This is a genomic window from Polaribacter sp. NJDZ03 (assembly GCF_019263805.1).
Classification (GTDB): Bacteria; Bacteroidota; Bacteroidia; order Flavobacteriales; family Flavobacteriaceae; genus Polaribacter.
In genome coordinates this window covers 750,383-769,769 of sequence record NZ_CP079195.1, presented here as the reverse complement: position 1 = coordinate 769,769, position 19,387 = coordinate 750,383, and the positions used below count along the sequence as shown (strand labels likewise).

Genomic DNA, 19,387 nt, shown 5'->3' with positions numbered 1-19,387 from the left:
TTTATATTATTTAAAAGCCCCAAATCTAATAATTTGGGGCTTTTTTTTTAATTATATTGTGCTAAATATTGGTTTATTAAAACTTTATCTTTCCAGCTAGAAGCTGCATAAGCTGCTTTGGTCATATAAGAAGTTCTTTTTTTATAGGCTTCTTTAATCTCTTCTTCGGTTTTCTTTTTAAAACTATTAACATCAAAATCAGTTATATTATTTACAAAGGTTTCTCTGCCTTCACTTACATTTATCTCTACCTTAACATTAAACTTTACCTTGTTTTTATCTTTAGCATTTTCTATAAACTTTATAGGTCTATCTATGTATGCGTAATTTGTTTTGGTTTCTTTTAGGTAAGAAGTGTAGATTTTATTGTCCATATTTTTTTCATAAAAAACAGTTACATGATGCTGGTTTTCAGAGAATTTGATTCCTAATAAAAACTTTAAATTTAAATGTTGTCCACGTTTTCCTTCCGCATACTGGTATTTTATTTTTTTGATAAAAAAATCAGTAGGATCAATATACATTTTACCCGAATATTTAGATTTAGATTTGTTTGGCGTAAAAGAAACTACATAATACTTTTTAGTTCCTAATATTTCATTTTCTTCTAATTGATGTTCGTAATATTTCTGATCAAGAAAATTATTTTGGGTAGCATCATTAAAAAATACACTTTTAAATTTTAAATTTCTAAGCGGATAACTTTGGTTATAATCACTAAAAGTATTGTCTTTTGCTATTGAATCTGCAACTCTAGCAGTTTCCGACATAGACAAAGAGTCTTCCAGTTTAAAAAGTCCAGACTTTACTTTATACGTATTTTTAGAATTTAAATGTTTTAAAACTACATTTTGCAACCTTTGCGTTATGTTTTCTAAGGTTACACCGTTTCCTATGTCTATTTTTTTAAAGCCCTGAATAGCCTCTACTTTATAAGAATTTATTTCTTTTTTGCGTTCTTCAGAATAGAATTTTTTGTTTAAAATAGTAGCCTTAAATTCAGTACCAAAAGCAGGTTTTTTATTCTGAAGATTAGCCGCAAATTGCATTAATTCTTTTTCTGCTAATTTTCTTTTCTTTCTACTTAAAAGTGAACTAGCATTTAATTCGAATTCTAGTTTTTTAAAATCTAAATTTTGATTCTCGATAGCATATACATCCTGTTTTACAGGTGATGAAAGGTAATTTTCTTTCATGTTTGTAGCTGTTTTAATCAATAAACTATCTAAAGTAACTTTGGTAAGGTTTAGTTGAAATTCATCTAATTGATTTACATCTTCTAGTAAGTTTACAACATAATGATTGTTTATTAATTGCCTTTTTGTAATTGTTTTAGATTGATATCCTAAACAAGAAATAGTAAGTACTTTTACATTACTTAAATTTAAGGTGTATGTACCAGATTCATCGGAAGTTGTTCCATATTTTATATCTGTTAAAAGGGCTGCGTTATCAATAGGGTTTAAAGAGTTTTGGTTGATGACTTTACCTGAAATTGTTTGAGAATTGATTACTATAATATTCAAAAATAGTAATGAAAAACAGAGTATTTTTTTTGTCATAAATGGTTGATTTTTCATAAAAGTAGTATTATTCAGCACTAATAAATACCAATTATTTTAAGTTTAACAATACATTATATTTATTGTTCTTAAAGTTTCTTAAAAAACTTAAAATTAGGTTAAAAGTGATGGTGTTTGATTACAAAAAATTAAACAAAATAGAGTAGGAGCTATAATAATTGATTGATGGTTGATAAAATTTCAAACAAAAAAAGAGGTTGTCTAAACAGAAATAAATCTTGTCATGCTGAACTTGTTTTAGTATCTCAATTTACTAAAATCAATTAGCATAAGAATCTAAAATAAATTCAGATTGACAAAAAAAATACTTTTAGACAGCCTCTCTTATAATTAAATTTTAATATATTTTTTATAAATTAAAGCTAAGTCTTGTAAAATAATAGGCTCCATCAGAACCCATTTGTACAGAATCTGCCATTCCACCTTGGTCTGTCCAACCATCAAATTGTGGAGTAGGGTAAACGTTAAATAGGTTATTGGCACCTACCGTTACATTTATTTTATCAGAAATTTTATATCCTAAACTTAAATCTGTTGTAATTAAAGATTTATAAGTATCTGTGGCAACTGTATATAAAGCATCTGCCTCTGCTTTTGTTGTTGGAGGTGCATCTACCCACTGAAAATCTTGTAATTGAACATCACTAAACTTTGTTAAAGTTACATTTGCGTTAAACTTTTTTCTAGTGTAGCCTAAATTTAATCCGAATTTATAATCGGGAGCAGCCGCTTCTAAGTACGCTTGAGAAAAACCACTAAAGAAAGTATAAGGGTTTAAATTACCATTATGTACTTCTTTAATTTCTAACTTATTTAAGTTCCCTATTAAAGCAACATTTATTTTATTGTACTCACCTAAAGTAGTTGCATAGTTTAAAACAATATCTACACCACTTGTTTTGGTATCTACACCATTTGCAAAAAACTGAGCAGCATCTACATTTAAAGGGCCTAAAATAGCTTGATCTGTAAAATTATCTGTTAATATAATTCTATCATCAACAGCAATAGAATACGCATCTATAGTAGCTGTAAAACCATTTTTCTTATACGTAAACCCAATACTAGTATTTAATGCTTTTTCTTCTTGTAAAGCACCAATACCAAAGGCTTTTGTTACGGTACTGTTGTTTGCAGATAATAAAGAAGGAATAGATTTACCAGCAACAATGTTTGTGAATTTTAAGTTGTAATACACTTGAGCTAAAGAAGGTGCTCTAAACCCACTAGACACAGAACCTCTAAAAGATAAATTATTATTTACTTTATACCTACTAGCTACTTTGTAGTTAAAGGTATTTCCAAAATCGCTATAATCTTCGTAACGCAATGCAGCATTAATTAAGAAAGAGTCTGTAATGTTAACTTCTGTATCAAAGTAAAGCCCCATATTGGTTCTACTTCTATTTACTACGTTGTCTGGACTATACCCAGGAAAACCTTGAGATCCACCAGGTAATTCATCTCCATTAGAATCTTTTGCTACCGTTTGTGTTGCAGGGTTTGTTAGAATTACTCCGTTAGTATCATACAAACCATAAGAAGCTTCTTCGCCAGAAAAAATTTGAAAGTTTTCTGTTCTGTATTCTAAACCAAAAGCAAAATTGATTCCTTTTGCATAATCTTTAAAATATTTAGAAAAATCTAAACCTGTTGTATTTTGAGACAAGCTATGTCCACCTCCATCAAAATCTACAGGAGAAGCACTACCTAGTGAAGCATTATTAGTGTCTTTAATAAAATAATGGAATTTATTAATTCCGTATGTATTGTTAAAATCTACTAGCCAACCATTGTCTAACGTATGTTTTAAACCAGCAGAAAGTGAATTGTCTGTTATTATAGAGGTAATTCTTGGTGTAAACCCATTAGGATAAATACTAGGAACAGCTCTATTATCTCCATCTGTAAAACTATCTCTAGAATAAGCATACGCATCTGTGTCTCTATAATTTCTACCTCCAAAGGCATACACCTCTGTATTATCAGAAAGAGGTATTATAGAATTTACCATAAAACTGAAACCTTCTAAACCAGCACTTCCGTACCCTTTACGCCAAGAAAAACCTGGTCTAAGAGTATTGTCTTTAGATAAAAACTCTGTTGTAAAATTTACAAAACCACCTCTGTCATTAATTTTAGCTCCAAAATTTAAATCTAATTTTACAGTACCGCCATCAAAACTTTTGTCTTTACCATCTAATCTGTTTTTTCCGTTTACATTATACAACGTTTCTCCACTTGCTTCTGCCCAACCAGACCCCACATTAGTACTGTAGGCACCATAGGTAATTCCTGCAGTTATGCCTTCTGTATTGTCTTTTAAAACGATATTAATAACCCCAGCAATTGCATCAGATCCATATTGTGCGGATGCCCCATCTCTTAGAACTTCTATTCTTTTTATAGCAGAAGCAGGTATTGCATTTAAATCTGTACCAGAATTTCCACGACCTCTTGTACCAAAAACATTAACTAAAGAAGATTGATGTCTTCTTTTTCCATTAATTAAAACTAACGTTTGATCTGGACCTAAACCTCTTAGAGAGGCAGGTACAATATGGTCTGCTCCGTCTGAACCAGATTGTTTACTCGCATTAAAAGAAGGTGCTGCAAATTGTAAAATATCATTAATTTCTACTTTACCGTTTTGTGTTGCCAGTTTTTGAACATCAATAATATCTACTGGTACCGGGGTGTCTACTACAGTTCTGTTAGAGTTTCTAGAACCAACAACAACTACTTCATCTAAAGCATTGTCTTCATCTATTACTATAGTTAAAAAAGAGATTGTATTTACTTTTACGGTTTTAGTTTTAAACCCCATAGAAGACACAATTAAAGTTATTGGTAATTCTTTTACTGTAATTGAGAAACCTCCATTATCATCTGAAACCATTCCGTTAGCAGTGTTTCCTTTTTCTACTACATTTATATAGGGTAGTGGTTCACCAGATGAATCTGTTACTTTTCCTTTAATTGTTTGCGCCATGAATCCTAACGGAAACATCAACATAAAAGCAATTGTACTAAATTTTAATAGATACTTTTGTTTCATAAATATAATTATTGGTTAATAAATGTGTTTGGTGAGTTTCTTAATTTTTTAAGATAAATTAAGTACTCTTTTATTGTATAAGGAAGAAAACAAAAAAGTATACTCTTTAAAAATGATTTTTTTTTAAAGAAAATGCTAAAAAAGAAATGTAATGATAATGTTTAGAACTTAATGCTTAGTTTAGTGTAGTAAAAAGAGCCATTTGTTCCCATTTGTGTAGCGTCCCATAAACCACCACTATCTGTATGTTTATGTTGTTTAGTTGGGTAGATATTAAATAAGTTATTTGCACCTAGCTGTAGATTAAATATTTTATTTAACGGGTAACTAAAATGTAAGTCTGTTATAATTTTGGGTTGATAAATATCTGTAGAAGCGTCTAGTCTTTCTTGTTCAGAATTATTAAAAAGAGACAAGTCTTGGTTTATTTGCCAGTCAATTAGTGCTACTTTACTAAATCTAGTAAAAATTAAGGAGGTTTTTAGTTTTTTATAATTATAATTCAAACCCAAGTTAAACTTGCTTTTAGGAGCAGAGGCTAATAAAAATTGTTGGTCTCTTTTACCGAAAAAAGTTTCTTTATCTAGTTGTTTGTTTTTAATATTGGTAATCTTCATATAGTTGATGTTTCCAGAAAGATCAATAGAAAATAGGCTGTTTCTAATTTTTTTGTTCCAGTTTAAAACCAAATCAACACCTGTAGTTCTAGTATCTACACCATTGGCAAAAAATTGTACATTCTTTACATCAAAACCAAGTGTTGAGGCATCAAAATTTCCACTTAAAATTATTCTATCTTTTATAGAAACAATGTAAGTATCTATAGATGCTTTAAAGTTAGTGTTTAAGTTAGAGGTAAAACCGAAACTAAAGTTTCTGGCTTTTTCTTCTTTTAGCTCATCAATATTAAACCTTCTTGCAATAGGACTATTGTTTGCAACCAATAATGATTCTGTTGGTGTATCACCAATAAAATTGGTAAAAGTTAAATTGTAATAAATTTGAGCTAGAGATGGTGCTCTGAAACCCGTACTATAAGAACTTCTGAAATTTAATTTTTTAGTAATTTTATACCTCGATGCCAATTTAAAATTAAGTGTACTTCCAAAATCACTGTAATATTCGAAGCGTAGGGCAGAACCAATCATAAATTTCTTAGAAAAATCTATTTCTGTATCCGCGTAAATACTAAAATTAGACCTGTTTCTATCTACTTCATTTTCTGGTGAATACCCAGGGAAACCTTGTGAGCCTCCGGGTCTAATTGTATTATTATAGGTTTTGTAATTCTCTGCAGGTGTATTGGTGTGTATTACATTTCCGATTATATCATAACCTGCATAAGAAGTCTCTTCACCTGCAAAAATTTTATATTTATCTAATCGATATTCTAGCCCTAACGCAATATTAAAACCATAAGTACTAGTATCAAAGTATTTAGAAAAATCTATACTTGTTGTGTTTTGTATTAGTTGATGCCCTCCGGCATCAAATTCTGTGGGTGAGTTTTCTAAAAGAGTAGCATTTAGTGTGTTTTTTATAAAGTAATGAAAATTATTTCGCCCAAAAGTGTTATTAACATCAACATTCCAATCTTTAAAATTGGTAAGTAACCCTAGAGAAAAGGAATTGTCTAATATATTAGATGTAATTAAAGGATTAAATCCGTTTGGGTAGATTTCAAGTACATTTCTTTCGCTATTCGGTTTTCTTGAAAAGGCAAAAGCTTCGGTGTTTTTATAGTGAAGACCACCATTAAAATATAATTTTGTTTTATTATAAATAGGTATTTCAGAATTTACAAAAAGGCTTACGTTCTTTACTGCTGCTTGTCCAAATTTTTCTCTTGCAAACGTACCAGATCTTACTGTATTATCTACGGATAATGCTTCTGTTGTAAAATTTATAAAACCTCCATTATTAATCTTAGTTCCATAATTTAAAGCCAATTTATAGGTAAAACCATCCACTTTATTAGGTAGAAAACGATTGCTATTTGCATTGTGAAAACCTAATGTAGAACTTATATTTAATTCATTATCTGTGTCTTTTAAAACAATATTTAAAACTCCTGCAATAGCATCGGAGCCATATTGAGCAGAAGCTCCATCTCTTAATAATTCAATTCTTTTTATAGCAGAAATAGGAATCGCATTTAAATCGGTACCAGAATTTCCTCTTCCTCGGGTTCCGTATAAATTAATTAATGAGGCTTGATGCCTTCTTTTTCCGTTGATTAAAACTAAGGTTTGATCTGGGCCTAGACCTCTAATAGTTGCAGGATCTATATGATCTGCGCCATCTGCACCCGATTGTTTTGTAGCGTTAAATGAGGGAATTACATATTGTAAAAATTGATTAATTTCTACTTGACTGCTTTTTGTAGCCATTTCTTCAATATTGATAAAATCTATGGCAACAGGAGAGTCATTGGCAACTCTATTTTTATTTCTAGAGCCAATTACTTGTACTTCTTCTAGTTCTTGACCAGATTGTAAAATAATGGTGTGAAAAATATTTGAAGAAAGGTGTAATGTTTTAGAGTTGTGCCCTATAAAACTAACGGTAATAGTGTTGTTTTGTTGAACTTGAAATTCAAACGTACCCTCTTTATTTGTAGTTGTTCCTTCTAAAGAAGCTTCTTGTAAAGTTGCTCCACTAAGCGGTTTATTGTCCGAACTGATTACAATTCCTTTTACAGTTATTTTATTTCTATTAAAAGGACTATCTATATTCTTATAAAAATTAGGTTGACCGTTTAAAATTAAAGTTTTTTTTGAAGAATTAATTTTAGGATAAATTACAAAATAACTATTTCCTAAATCATCAAAAAGAAAAGGAGTTAATTTTTCTAATAAAGAAATAGATTCTTTTATAGATAAATTACTAAATCCTTCTTCTTGAATGAGTTTATGATCAAGTAAGTTTGCTTTATAAGTAAAAAATATTTTGTGATTTGTACTAATTTTATTGAGCAGTGTAGCTAATGGAATTCTCTTTTTAGGATACTTTTGAGCATTTGTTTTTTGAAAAGAAAAAGTTACAAAAATAAATAATATAAGTTTTATGAATACTAATTTTTGAACCATTTAAAAATGTATAATTATGCCTACTTTGTACTTATAATTAAGTTATTATCCTTTTTTAGAATTGTAACATTGGCAGATTTTTCAATGGCTTTTATACAGATGTCTATATTTGTAATTGGAACAGCTCCTGTTATTAAAGTATTTTTAGTTAAATTATCTTTAAAAATGATGGAATACCCATAAGATTCTTCTATTTTTTCCATAGCCTTTTCCAAAGATAAGTTTTCAAATAATAAAGAACCATTTTTCCAAGAAGTTTTTATGGTTGCATTCAAAATATTTTTATCTTCTAAAATTTTATTTTTATCCGAGGAATAAGAAATATAATTACCAGGAATCATTTTTTTATCGGTTCCATTACTTAATTTTAACCAAATATTTCCTTCTTCTAAAAATACATCTGTTTTTTTCTTTTTTGTATTTACATTAAATGATGTTCCGTAAACTTCTACAGATAAATCATCTGTTAAAACCCAAAATTTTGCATTTGTAGCTGTTTTTTTATCCACCTGAAAAAAAGCTTCACCAGTTAACCAAACTTTTCTACTTTTATTTTTATAGTAGGACAAACTAGAATTAGAGTTTAAAGTAACGTGGCTGCCATCTTGTAGTTTTAGGTTTAAAATTTCACCGTAATTAGTATTATGCGTAATTTTAGAGTTATTGTATACAAAATAAAAACTAATAGAAATTAACAAAAGTATAGAAGCAGCTGCACTAAAAGCTTTAAAGTAATTTCTTTTTTTCTTTAGAATAGGATTTTTAGCTTCAATTTTAGTTTCTAATTTTTTCCATTCTAGGGCAATTTTTTCTTTGTCAACATCCTTTTTATTAAAAGAAATACCTAAAACAAGGTCTTTTGCAGTATCTACTAATTCTTTTTTATGAGGATTATTTGCAATCCAAAAATTCCAAAAACCAACATCAGTGCCGTTATTTTGAAGTACCCAATTTTTAAATGAAGTATCATCTAAAAAATCATTTATGGTATTGTATTCTTTTTTAATCATTGTAACAAATAATAGGGAATTGTACTTATATAAGGAGAATTTAGTTTTTTTATACTCTTAATTTTATGTTAAACTCAATTAAATAATTTTAAAATAGAGATTTCTTCTTTTAAATTTTTAATAGCTTTATGCAGCGAGTTTATAACACTTTGATAATTTATACCCATTATTTCAGATATTTCACTTGCTTTAAGACCGCTGTAGTATTTTAAATAAATGGCTTCTTTTTGCCTTTTAGGCAATTTATTTAATAGTTTAGAGAGGTTTTTATTTTTAAAACTTTCCGATTCTTGCTGCGTCATTATTTCTTCTGCTGTAAATTGAAAATCTACAAAATGTACATTAGAAAAATCTGTGTGTGTTACTTTTGCGTTTTTTTGCATCATCTTTAACAAAAAACGCTTGTAAGAAGTAAATAGGTAAGGAGCAATGCTTTCTAAATCACTTAAGTTTTCTCTATGTTCATAAACATATAAAAAGAAATCTTGCAAAGAATCTTCTGTAAGTGCAACATCTTTAGAAATTTTTAGGCCATAACTATGCAGTTGAGGATAATAGATTTCGAAGAGTGTAGAAAACGCTCTAAGATCTCCTTCTTTTAAGGCTTTCCAAATAAATTGATCTGTTATTTTGTTCATTTAGAACTTTAAATATGAAAAATATTTTTTAAAAATAAATAAAAAGGATCATTCTAAGCTTTCTTTATTGATTTAATTCTATTTTTATGAAAGTTGCGTTATATTTGCACTCGCAAAATTTATTTACATGAAAGCCGGAATTGTAGGATTACCAAACGTAGGAAAATCAACTTTATTTAACTGTTTATCAAATGCAAAAGCGCAAAGTGCTAACTTTCCTTTTTGTACAATTGAGCCCAATTTAGGAGTTGTAAACGTGCCAGATACACGTTTAGAAAAATTAGAAGAATTAGTTGTTCCAGAAAGAGTTCAGCCTGCTACTGTAGAGATTGTAGATATTGCTGGTTTGGTAAAAGGAGCAAGTAAAGGAGAAGGTTTAGGAAATCAGTTTTTAGCAAATATTCGCGAAACAGATGCACTTTTACATGTAATTCGCTGTTTTGATAATGATAACATTATACACGTAGATAATTCTATAGATCCTGTTAGAGATAAAGAAACAATTGATATTGAATTACAATTAAAAGATTTAGAAGCAGTAGAAAAACGTTTAGAGCGTGTAAAAAGAACTGCAAAAACAGGTAATAAAGAAGCGCAAGTAGAATTAGTAGTTTTACTTAAAATTGAAGAAACTTTATTAAAAGGAATTTCTGTAAGAACTTTAGAGTTTACAGAAAAAGAAATGGAGTTTGTACAACCATTACAGTTTATTACTTTAAAACCAGTGTTATATGTTTGTAATGTTGATGAAGGTTCTGCAGTTTCTGGAAATGCATATGTAGAAAAAATTAGAGAGGCTGTAAAAGATGAAAATGCAGAAGTTATTGTTTTGGCAGTAGGTACAGAGGCAGATATTACAGAATTAGACGATTACGAAGAAAGACAAATGTTTTTAGCCGATATTGGCTTAGAAGAAGCGGGTGTTTCTAGATTAGTACGTTCTGCATATAAATTATTAAACTTACAAACCTATTTTACAGCAGGTGTAAAAGAAGTTAGAGCTTGGACAATTCCTATTGGTTCTACTGCGCCACAAGCTGCAGGAGTTATCCATACAGATTTCGAAAAAGGTTTTATTAGAGCAGAAACAATTGCTTATGAAGACTTTGCTACTTATGGCTCTGAAGCGAAAGTAAAAGAAGCTGGTAAAATGAAAGTAGAAGGTAAAGAATATGTTGTTAAAGATGGTGATATCATGCATTTTAGATTTAATGTATAATAAATTCTAATTTTAGATTTATTTTTATAAATATTAGAAAATCCCAATAAGAAATTATTGGGATTTTTTTTAATGAAAAATTAAAAGTCCTATTATTCTTACAAATTATTTAAATTGAAAATTACAAAGGAATAAGCAATATTTTTAATTGCTAATTTTAAGACAAAATTTTATTGTTCAAGCAAATTTATAGTACAACTATTGCATTTAAATTAACACTATTATAATTTTAATAAGTTAACTTTAAATATTGCCAATTTTGGTAATAACAACTGTTATTAATAAGGTTTGCTTATGTGGTTACGTGTTCGTTGTAATTTGGTTTTTAATATAGAAATACCTACTCCTTTTATTTTAAGATTGCGTCCTCGAAGCGGAGCAGAACAGTGGATTGAGCGCGACGAATTTAAAATAACACCCAATATAAAAATTCTTGAATTTACAGACGATTATGGTAATTTATACCAACGGTTTGTTGCTCCAGTAGGTCAGTTTTCTATTTATACGAGTTCAGATGTAAAAACTTCTGAATTTGTGGATGTTAATTTTGATGCTGCCTTTGTAGAGATTGCGCAGCTACCCAATGATGTACTTTGCTATTTATTACCAAGTAGGTACTGCGAATCTGACCGTTTTAATGATTTGGCAAATGCTATTACTTTAGATAAACCCGCTGGTTATAAACAAGTATTTGCAATAGAAGAATGGCTGCGGACTAATATAAGTTATATTCCTGGGAGTAGTGATTATCCTATTTCTGCTACAGAAGTGTATAGTAAACGCTCTGGGGTTTGTAGAGATTTAGCGCATTTAGGCATTGCTTTATGTAGAAGTTTAAGTATTCCTGCTCGTATGGTGGTAGGATATTTACACCAATTACAACCAATGGATATGCATGCCTGGTTTGAAGCTTATGTTGGTGGGCGATGGTATACTTTTGATGCCACTCAAACCGGACAAAAGGGTGGCTATGTAACAGTGGGTTATGGTCTTGATGCAGTTGATGTTGCTATTTTTAATCAATTCGGACCTGTAGCACACTCTTTAGAACAAAGTGTTTCTGTAGAACAAATTAAAAATTAACCTATTTTAAAATAGAGGTTTATACGTTAGACTAGTGCTCATGTTTTATATTTTTTTTTCTTCTAAAAATAGTAACTGAATTCAGTTCTGTCAATATAAAACGATAATAGCATTGACTTGCATGACTTTTCTATTTTGGTAGTTTTATTGTAAACCTTTTCCATTAAATTTATTAGGTAAATTTTTTAAAAATTAGATTTTCCTAAAAAAAAAGTTTGATACTATTCAACATAATCAAACCAATAATAATTAATAAACAAGCTAAAAACTGTTCTCTATTCTGATTAAAAAAGAAGCTATATGAAACTTACTTTCTCCAAAGTATAAGTTCAACTTGATCGCAGAATAACTAGAATTACATCCTAAAAGAATATAACAACCTGCTTAATTTTTTATTAATTTTATTTTAGATTTATTTACTATTTTTTTCGGTACACTTTTCATCTGTAGTTTCAAACTCTAGTGTATTATGCGTAATATGATGCGCCATGAGTTCTTCTTTAATATTTTTTTTAATGGTAGATAAATCATCCAAATTATTTACAACAATATGAGCCGTAAAAGCATTTTCACTAGTACTCATACTCCAAATATGAACATGATGAATTCCTAAAACTCCTTTAATTGATATAAGATGTTTTGTAATTTCGTTTATATCAATAGATGTTGGTACACCATCCATCATAGCAATAAGGCTATCTTTAAAAAGACTCCAAGTACTAATTAGTATCACTATAGCGATTAAAATAGCGGTAACACCATCTATGAAATTCCAACCGGTATATTTAATTATGAATCCAGATAAAACAACACCTAAAGAAACCAAGGCATCTGCCATTAAGTGCCAATAGGCTGCTTTTATGTTTAAATCGTCTTTCTTTTTTTTATGAAATAAAAGTGCAGAAGAAAAATTAATTACAATACCAATTGCAGCCACTATCATCACTACATTTCCGTTGATATTTGTAGGGTGTAGAATGTTTCTAAACCCTTGCCATGCTATAGCTCCAATAGCAAAAGCTAACAATATTGAATTGAGAAAAGAAGCCACAACAGAGCCTTTTTTTAGTCCGTACGTAAATACAGCATTGGGTTTAAATCGTAATAATCGAAAAGCTAAAAAAGCCAATAATAAGCCCGAAATATCACCAATATTATGAACAGCATCAGAAAGTAAAGCTGTAGAACCTATTTTATAACCATAACCTAATTCTATAATAACATACACCACATTTAAACCGATACCAATTAAAAAAGAACGGTTAATATCTTTAGAACTTAAGGAAGGTGGAGTATGATTGTGTGAATGAGCCATATTAATTCTTATAAAATCATATTAAATAAATAACCAGAAATGATGATGCAAAGCGTAACCACGCCAAAAAAGATTCCGATCAGTTTTAAAGTCATTACTTTCTTTAAAAGCATTGCTTCTGGTAGAGACAAGCCAACAACCCCCATCATAAAAGCAATTGCGGTTCCTAAAGGAATACCTTTTGCCACTAAAACTTGCGCTACTGGTAATATTCCGGATGCGTTAGAATACATGGGTACTGCTAAAATGGTAGCAATTGGTACTGCAAATAGATTGTCTTTTGCCATGTATTGTTCAAAAAAACCTTCGGGAATATAACCATGCATTAATCCGCCAATGGCGATACCCACAATTACATAAGGAATAACACCTTTTAAAATAGTTAGAACTTCATTCCAGATTATAGGTAACCGTTGTTTTAAAGATTTTTTCTCTGCAATAAAGATGTCTTGTTCTCTTTGTGCTTTTGCTAAAACTTCTTTTACCCATGGTGTTAAATAAGTTTCTAGTTTTAATTTTTGAAGAATTACTCCAGAAATAGTCCCTAATAAAATACCACTAACTACATAAATTAGGGTAGTTTTAACACCGAATAAACCGATAAAAAGTCCGATTGCAACTTCGTTAACTAGGGGAGAAGTAATTAAAAATGCAAACGTTACACCTAACGGAATTCCTCCTCGTACAAAACCAATAAATAAAGGAACTGATGAACAAGAACAAAAAGGAGTGACCACCCCAAAAAGACTTGCCATTAAGTATTCTAATCCATATAATTTATTTCTAGAAAGATAATTTTTAACTTTATCTATTGGAAAATAACTGTTTACAATTCCCATTAAAAAGATAATAACAAAGAGTAATATTAAAATTTTTATGGTGTCGAATATAAAGAAATTGAGCGCTTCTGCAATGTGTTGTTCTTTGCTCAAGTTCAAAACATTATAGACAAACCAATCTGCTAAATTTTGAACCCAATCAAACATTTTCTATTGTTTTTAGTGTACCAGAAATATTACAAGCCAATTTTATGGTATTGTAAATAGTTCCAAATTTTTCTATGTTTTTTTTAAGTAAATCTGTATTCAGTTTTTTGTCGTTGCTGTAGATGGTTAAATGGTATATAATATTGTCCATCCTTGGCGGATTTTCTAGTCGAGTGGCACTTACTTCCAACGTAGCTTTAGAATACGTAAATTTCATCATTCTCGAAAAACGTTCTACATTTTTTAACATGCAAGCAGCAAATGAACCTAAGAATAGTTCTGCTGGATTAGGTAAAGTTTCGGCAGTTTTAGAAGTTGTACCAAAATCAATATTCGATTCTTTTATATGAATAACAGCATCTTCATTTGAAATGGAAGAGGCTTTAATTTGATAATTCATAATGTGAGATTTAATTAGTTTAAGAGTGCCAATACTTCTTCTTTAGAGGGGATTCGTCCTTTAATGGTAACTACATCATCAATTACCAAAGCAGGTGTACTCATTACATTAAACTCCATAATTTTCATGATATCTTCCACTTTTTCAATAGTGGCGTCTATGTTGTTTTCTGAAACTACTTCTTGAACTACTGCTGTCATAGATTTACATTTCGGACAACCTGTACCTAAAACTTTAATTATTTTACTCATAATATTTATACTTGTTTATCGCCAATAGGCGATGTGGTTATTAAAAAAATATCACTCAAAAAATTGTTGAAACAATGATTTTGCAATGCTCCAATTCTCTTTGTTGATACAATATTTTATTTTCGGTGGTTTTAATTCACCTTGAATTAAACCTGCATTTTTTAACTCTTTTAAATGTTGAGAAATTGTAGATTGAGCCAAAGGAAAAACTTCCACTAAATCCCCCGTAAAACAACAAGATTGATTTTCGAGATGTTTTATTATAGCTATGCGTGTTGGATGCGCCAAAGCTTTAGCAAACTTAGCTAAGGCTTCCGTGTTTTCTTTATAGTCGATAGGTTCTAAATTTCTTTTCATATTCTCTATCGTAAATTTACGATGAGTTTATTAGCTAAAACGTGATATTTATCACGTTTTAATATTTCTTAGCAAGTTGTAGTAAACAAAAAAATCCCACTGATTTCTCAATGGGATTCTAATATATTTTAAATTGAATGCTTACTTTTTAATATAGTTTTCTGGTATTGCAAAGTCTTTTCTAAAACCTTCCACAAAGTGGATGTTGGTAATTTTTGCACTACCTATTTTATCAGATAAACCTGTTTCTATGTTCCAACCGTAGTATCCCCAGTTTGTAGCAAAAGGAATATTATCAACCATTTTATAATCTTCATATTTAATAGCATGAGGATCTGCTTCTGCAGCTTCTTTTGTTTTACCAGCAGTAACTATGTAGGCAACATCTTCTAAAAGGTGTGTCTTTTTATCGGTATATACAATGTACCAATCATCTGGAGCGTCACCAATATTTGCTTCAAAACTTAATTTTGCTATATCAAAATTGTTGGTAGTTTCTTTTGTTTTAAAGTTGTTATCCCATTTAGTTCCTTCATCATTTAATTTATAAGGAAACAAGAAAAAGTAACTCCAAGTATATGCATGAAAACGAACCCCTGGATTTTCGGATAAACTAGGTGAAACAAAAACATTTTCTTTGTTTACATAAATTTCATCACCATTTTTATAGGTAATTTTAGCAATGTCTGAAGTTGTTGAAACAGTAATTGTAGCATTAAAAATTTCATTTCCTCCAAATTCAATGGTAGCATCAAACTGAACAGCTTCTTTTGTTAAAAAAGCCTCTTTTTTATGAGCTACTTCTATTTTTTGAGAAAAAGTTTTTTCTACAACAGGTTGTGGTTTTTCTTCTATTTGTTTTGTTGCTTCTGGTGCTTTTTTACAACTTACAATAAGTAGTAAACTTGCAAATAATGTAATAATTGTTTTTTTCATTTGATGTTTTAAATTGATTCAATTTAGTTTTTGATAATTAATAGTCTGTTAAAAATAGAAACCTTACATTTTTTTGAAATAAAAATAAAATCTTTTTTTAAGCTCTAAAATATTATTCTTTTGCACCATTGCTCTTTGCTGTTTCTACCCAAAGTTCTGCAATTCCTTTGGTATCTGCGCCCAAACCTCTAGATAAATGTAAAGCAACACCCATAAGTAAAACAGCAGCTTTATGTACTTCGTTAAGTGTTTGTAAATTACCAAATTCTTCTTGTGCTTTTAATAGCAATAAATCACTATGTTTTTTAGCAAAATCAACAGGGTTATCAATAACATCCGTTATTTCTGGAATCATTAAAGAATCTATCCAATCTGCACCTATTCTTTCTGCCAATAATTCGGGAAGTTCATTGCCCATTTCTCTCCACAAAGTTAATGTTTTTGTATCGCCAGAGGCGGATAAACCACTATCTAATAACAATTCAAAAGCAATATCGGCAATGTTTTGCATTACATCTAAATATGCATCTTGTGCTTTTTCAAAAGGTGCTGCACCTTGTCCTTTTAGATAATTACCAACACTCATTTTTGGTAAATCTAAAACTTCTGCACAATCTGTTAAACATGGAAATTGTGGTCCTTCAAAAATATAATGTGCTTTTTCAAATTGAATTTGACGACCTAATGGGTATAAACGACATGCCAACGGACGACCTTGATGCACGCTACAACCATGATTATCTATATATTGACTACACGCATTTTGTCCTTTTTTATCGGGTTTTCCGTTAAAAGTTAATCGAATACCTCCAAAATCTGTATATAAATCTCTAAAAACTCTCTGACTTACATTTTTCTCTTTACTAAAACGATACAACTCCCAAGGGTTTAACATTACAGCTTTACCAAAACAGCAGGTTCCAGATCGTGAGCAGGTGAGTGGTAATATACTTTCTTTGCTTAGTTTTGTAGTTTGCATTATTTGGAAATCGTTTATAATAATTGAGTTATTTGCAGATGTAATTACGCTAAAAATATAAGCGTAATTGCGTTGTAAAGATATTGTATTTTTTTATCCTAAAGAAAAATTACAAGGTTTGAAGGATGATTGTTTCTAAAGTTTTATTAGCGTTTAATATTCCATTAAAGCATTAAACTTACTATTTAAACTGTAGATATTTAAATTATCATCAAAGGCAACCTGAACCGCCAAAAGTTTAGTTTCTAATTCTGCTATTTTATTGTTAATTTTATTTTTGTCTCCAATTACTTTACTTTTTTCTAAAACTTGCTTTAAAGCAGATTGATAGGTTGTAAAAATAGAGATATATTCTTTACTCAAAGACTCTACTTCATCTCGTATAAATTTTGCTTGGTTTAAAGCATAAGTAGGGTACATTAAGTTTCTGTTTGTTAAGTGATTGTTGTAATCTAATGGTTTTGAACTAATTATTTTATCGACACTTTGTTGTATAATACCCTTGGTGTAGTGTTTGTTAATTACCTTTGTTAAGGTTAATTTTTTATCTTGTTCAGAGATAGAATTAGGGTTTAGTGTATTAGAGCGTTCTGTTGTGTATTGTGTTAGCAATAAAACCAAACCTTCTTTTCTAATGTCTAAATTACCAAGGTTTTGTTCAAATTCTGTTTGTGATTTAGCCAAACCTTCATAATGTACCAAATATGAACTTAAAGATTTTTTTAAATCAATAACATCATCTATAGAAACATCATTTCCTCTAAGTGCATTTCCCATCACCAATTCTACTACAGATTTTATAGAACTAACCACAGGTATCGCACTTGAAATTTCTTGAGTTAATGGCGATTTAATAATATTATCTACAAAAAGTAAGAATTTAGATTTTTTAACTCCATTTATCTTTTTATTTCCTTTTATGATTTTATTTTCTAAAATTTCTGCAATTTCTTCGGATAATGAAAACCCTAAATCTGAATTATCTGGATTGTTAAGGCTAGAAATTTGGGTAAGATAATCACTAGTTGCATCTAATTGTTTTATAGCATTTAAACTAGCGTTTGAGGCAAAAACAAATTCTGTAGTATTTATTATTTTCTTTCTTCGTTGTTCTAATTGTTTCTTTAAACCAAAAAGTTCTGCATCAGAAAGTTCTTTAATAATTTGGTTATTAGACTTCATTAATTCTTCAAAGTTATTAACTTTAAGAACTATGGTATCTAATTTTTCTTTTGTTTTTAAAAGTTCAAAGTAGTTTTTATAAATTACGTTTAAAGAGTCTTTATTGTTTTGTCCGCTTACAATTGATGTTGAAATAAGGATAATAATTGTCAGTAATTTTCTCATAAGATAGTTTGTTCTTGGTTTCAAATTTCTTAAAATATTAATTCTGATACAAATCAATATTCATGCCTTTAATCTGAAGTATGCTAAATTAGCTTTTTTGAGTTAAAATTTCAAATTGAAAAAATACTGAGTTTAATTCCCTTTAATTCTTTCCCACAATTCAGAAATCAATTTTTTAGCATCATTTTTTTCTTTGGGTTCTTCAATAAAAAAGGGTACTCCATTGGCATCAACTTCAATTTTATATTTAAAAACGAAATTTTCAGCATTTGGTTTTATACTTAATGTGCCAAAACGTAAATCATTAAAATACAGGGTGTCATCTTTTTTATTAATGGTATACCAACCTTTAGAGATAGCAATCATACGTTGTACTTTTGGCTGCTGTATTAAATTGCCTAATAATTCATGATTTTTAGGATAGTGATAAAACTGAATCGGATTTTTATCAAAAAAAGAAGAATGCCCAATTAAATATTCATTCTCTTTCTCCACATTTGCAGTCCATAAAATGCTATTTAAAGGCGAAGGTTTTGTTTCAATTTCTTTGTATTGAATGTTCTGAGTAGCCAATTCTTTAGTGAATGTTTGATAGGAAATACCTTTTAAAACCATGGTAAGTACTAAATAAGAACTACTAATAATAAGCCCTAAATTATTATAATAACGTCTTTTTTTGGTCTCCTTTTTTTGAAGCATAGCCAAAACTAAAAGCACCAAAAACGGAATTGTATATAAAGGATCAATTACAAAAACATTTTTAAAAGCTAAGCGAATATCTAAGGGCCAAAAAAGTTGCGTTCCCCAGGTAGTTTGTGCATCTAAAATAGGGTGTGTTATAAAAGCCCAAAAGAAAAGCCAAGACCAACTTTTAAGGTTTTTAAATTTTTCATACCGGGTAACAATAAATGCAAAAATAGGAGCGAAGACAACCGAAAATAAAATAGAATGTGTAAAACCTCTATGCATTTCTAAGGCAGTAACGGAATCTGTAAAGAATGCAGAAAGTACATCTAAATCTGGAATTGTACCTGCAATGGCACCATACAACATGGCTTTGTTACCAATTTTTTTACCTAAAACAGCTTCTCCAACGGCTGCACCTAAAATTATTTGTGTTAATGAATCCAATATTT

Annotated in this window: 16 protein-coding genes; 2 read left to right on the top strand and 14 right to left on the bottom strand. The window is 29.5% G+C overall.

All coding sequences use genetic code 11. The features are described 5' to 3' along the window. Nucleotides 1–47 precede the first annotated feature (47 nt). The 5 genes from KV700_RS03240 to KV700_RS03220 form a co-directional block, all read right to left on the bottom strand. Nucleotides 48–1,562, bottom strand: a complete 1,515-nt coding sequence (locus KV700_RS03240) for a carboxypeptidase-like regulatory domain-containing protein (protein ID WP_218599146.1) — start codon at nucleotides 1,560–1,562, stop codon at nucleotides 48–50. 370 nt (nucleotides 1,563–1,932) lie between these two features. After that, nucleotides 1,933–4,641, bottom strand: coding sequence for a TonB-dependent receptor (locus tag KV700_RS03235; RefSeq protein WP_218599145.1), 2,709 nt, complete (start codon nucleotides 4,639–4,641; stop codon nucleotides 1,933–1,935). A gap of 161 nt (nucleotides 4,642–4,802) precedes the next feature. Then, nucleotides 4,803–7,730 (bottom strand): TonB-dependent receptor, encoded by a 2,928-nt coding sequence (locus KV700_RS03230; RefSeq protein ID WP_218599143.1) that lies wholly within the window; start codon nucleotides 7,728–7,730, stop codon nucleotides 4,803–4,805. A 20-nt stretch (nucleotides 7,731–7,750) separates the two neighbouring features. After that, nucleotides 7,751–8,740: a FecR family protein gene (locus tag KV700_RS03225; RefSeq protein ID WP_166387480.1), complete on the bottom strand. Its 990-nt coding sequence runs from the start codon at nucleotides 8,738–8,740 to the stop codon at nucleotides 7,751–7,753. A 74-nt stretch (nucleotides 8,741–8,814) separates the two neighbouring features. Then, the gene (locus tag KV700_RS03220) at nucleotides 8,815–9,378 is read right to left on the bottom strand and encodes an RNA polymerase sigma factor (RefSeq protein WP_166387478.1); all 564 of its coding nucleotides are present in this window, start codon (nucleotides 9,376–9,378) and stop codon (nucleotides 8,815–8,817) included. Nucleotides 9,379–9,505: 127 nt separating this feature from the next. Between KV700_RS03220 and ychF the strand changes: the two genes are divergently transcribed. Together ychF and KV700_RS03210 are read left to right on the top strand one after the other, a co-directional pair. After that, a complete protein-coding gene (gene ychF / locus KV700_RS03215) occupies nucleotides 9,506–10,597 on the top strand; it encodes a redox-regulated ATPase YchF (RefSeq protein ID WP_218599141.1) in 1,092 nt (363 codons plus the stop codon). 294 nt (nucleotides 10,598–10,891) lie between these two features. After that, on the top strand, nucleotides 10,892–11,680 hold the full coding sequence (locus tag KV700_RS03210; protein WP_218599136.1) for a transglutaminase family protein: 789 nt from the start codon (nucleotides 10,892–10,894) through the stop codon (nucleotides 11,678–11,680). Nucleotides 11,681–12,092: 412 nt separating this feature from the next. On the opposite strand, the gene KV700_RS03205 is transcribed toward KV700_RS03210, so the two are convergent. The 9 genes from KV700_RS03205 to KV700_RS03165 all read right to left on the bottom strand — a co-directional run bounded on the left by KV700_RS03205 (nucleotide 12,093) and on the right by KV700_RS03165 (nucleotide 19,382). Continuing rightward, a complete protein-coding gene (locus KV700_RS03205; protein ID WP_218599134.1) occupies nucleotides 12,093–12,995 on the bottom strand; it encodes a cation diffusion facilitator family transporter in 903 nt (300 codons plus the stop codon). Between the two features lie 8 nt (nucleotides 12,996–13,003). Next, nucleotides 13,004–13,927, bottom strand: coding sequence for a permease (locus tag KV700_RS03200; RefSeq protein WP_254712963.1), 924 nt, complete (start codon nucleotides 13,925–13,927; stop codon nucleotides 13,004–13,006). 46 nt (nucleotides 13,928–13,973) lie between these two features. Then, nucleotides 13,974–14,381, bottom strand: a complete 408-nt coding sequence (locus KV700_RS03195; RefSeq protein ID WP_218599129.1) for an OsmC family protein — start codon at nucleotides 14,379–14,381, stop codon at nucleotides 13,974–13,976. Between the two features lie 14 nt (nucleotides 14,382–14,395). Beyond that, a complete protein-coding gene (locus KV700_RS03190; RefSeq protein ID WP_218599128.1) occupies nucleotides 14,396–14,632 on the bottom strand; it encodes a thioredoxin family protein in 237 nt (78 codons plus the stop codon). A 51-nt stretch (nucleotides 14,633–14,683) separates the two neighbouring features. Further along, nucleotides 14,684–14,989, bottom strand: a complete 306-nt coding sequence (locus KV700_RS03185) for a helix-turn-helix transcriptional regulator (RefSeq protein WP_218599126.1) — start codon at nucleotides 14,987–14,989, stop codon at nucleotides 14,684–14,686. 141 nt (nucleotides 14,990–15,130) lie between these two features. Beyond that, nucleotides 15,131–15,925 (bottom strand): hypothetical protein, encoded by a 795-nt coding sequence (locus KV700_RS03180; RefSeq protein ID WP_218599125.1) that lies wholly within the window; start codon nucleotides 15,923–15,925, stop codon nucleotides 15,131–15,133. Between the two features lie 112 nt (nucleotides 15,926–16,037). Then, nucleotides 16,038–16,904: a YkgJ family cysteine cluster protein gene (locus KV700_RS03175; protein ID WP_218599124.1), complete on the bottom strand. Its 867-nt coding sequence runs from the start codon at nucleotides 16,902–16,904 to the stop codon at nucleotides 16,038–16,040. Between the two features lie 153 nt (nucleotides 16,905–17,057). After that, entirely contained in the window at nucleotides 17,058–18,251 is a 1,194-nt protein-coding gene (locus KV700_RS03170; RefSeq protein WP_166387461.1) for a hypothetical protein, read from the bottom strand. A gap of 132 nt (nucleotides 18,252–18,383) precedes the next feature. After that, the gene (locus KV700_RS03165) at nucleotides 18,384–19,382 is read right to left on the bottom strand and encodes a metal-dependent hydrolase (protein ID WP_218599123.1); all 999 of its coding nucleotides are present in this window, start codon (nucleotides 19,380–19,382) and stop codon (nucleotides 18,384–18,386) included. Nucleotides 19,383–19,387 lie beyond the last annotated feature (5 nt).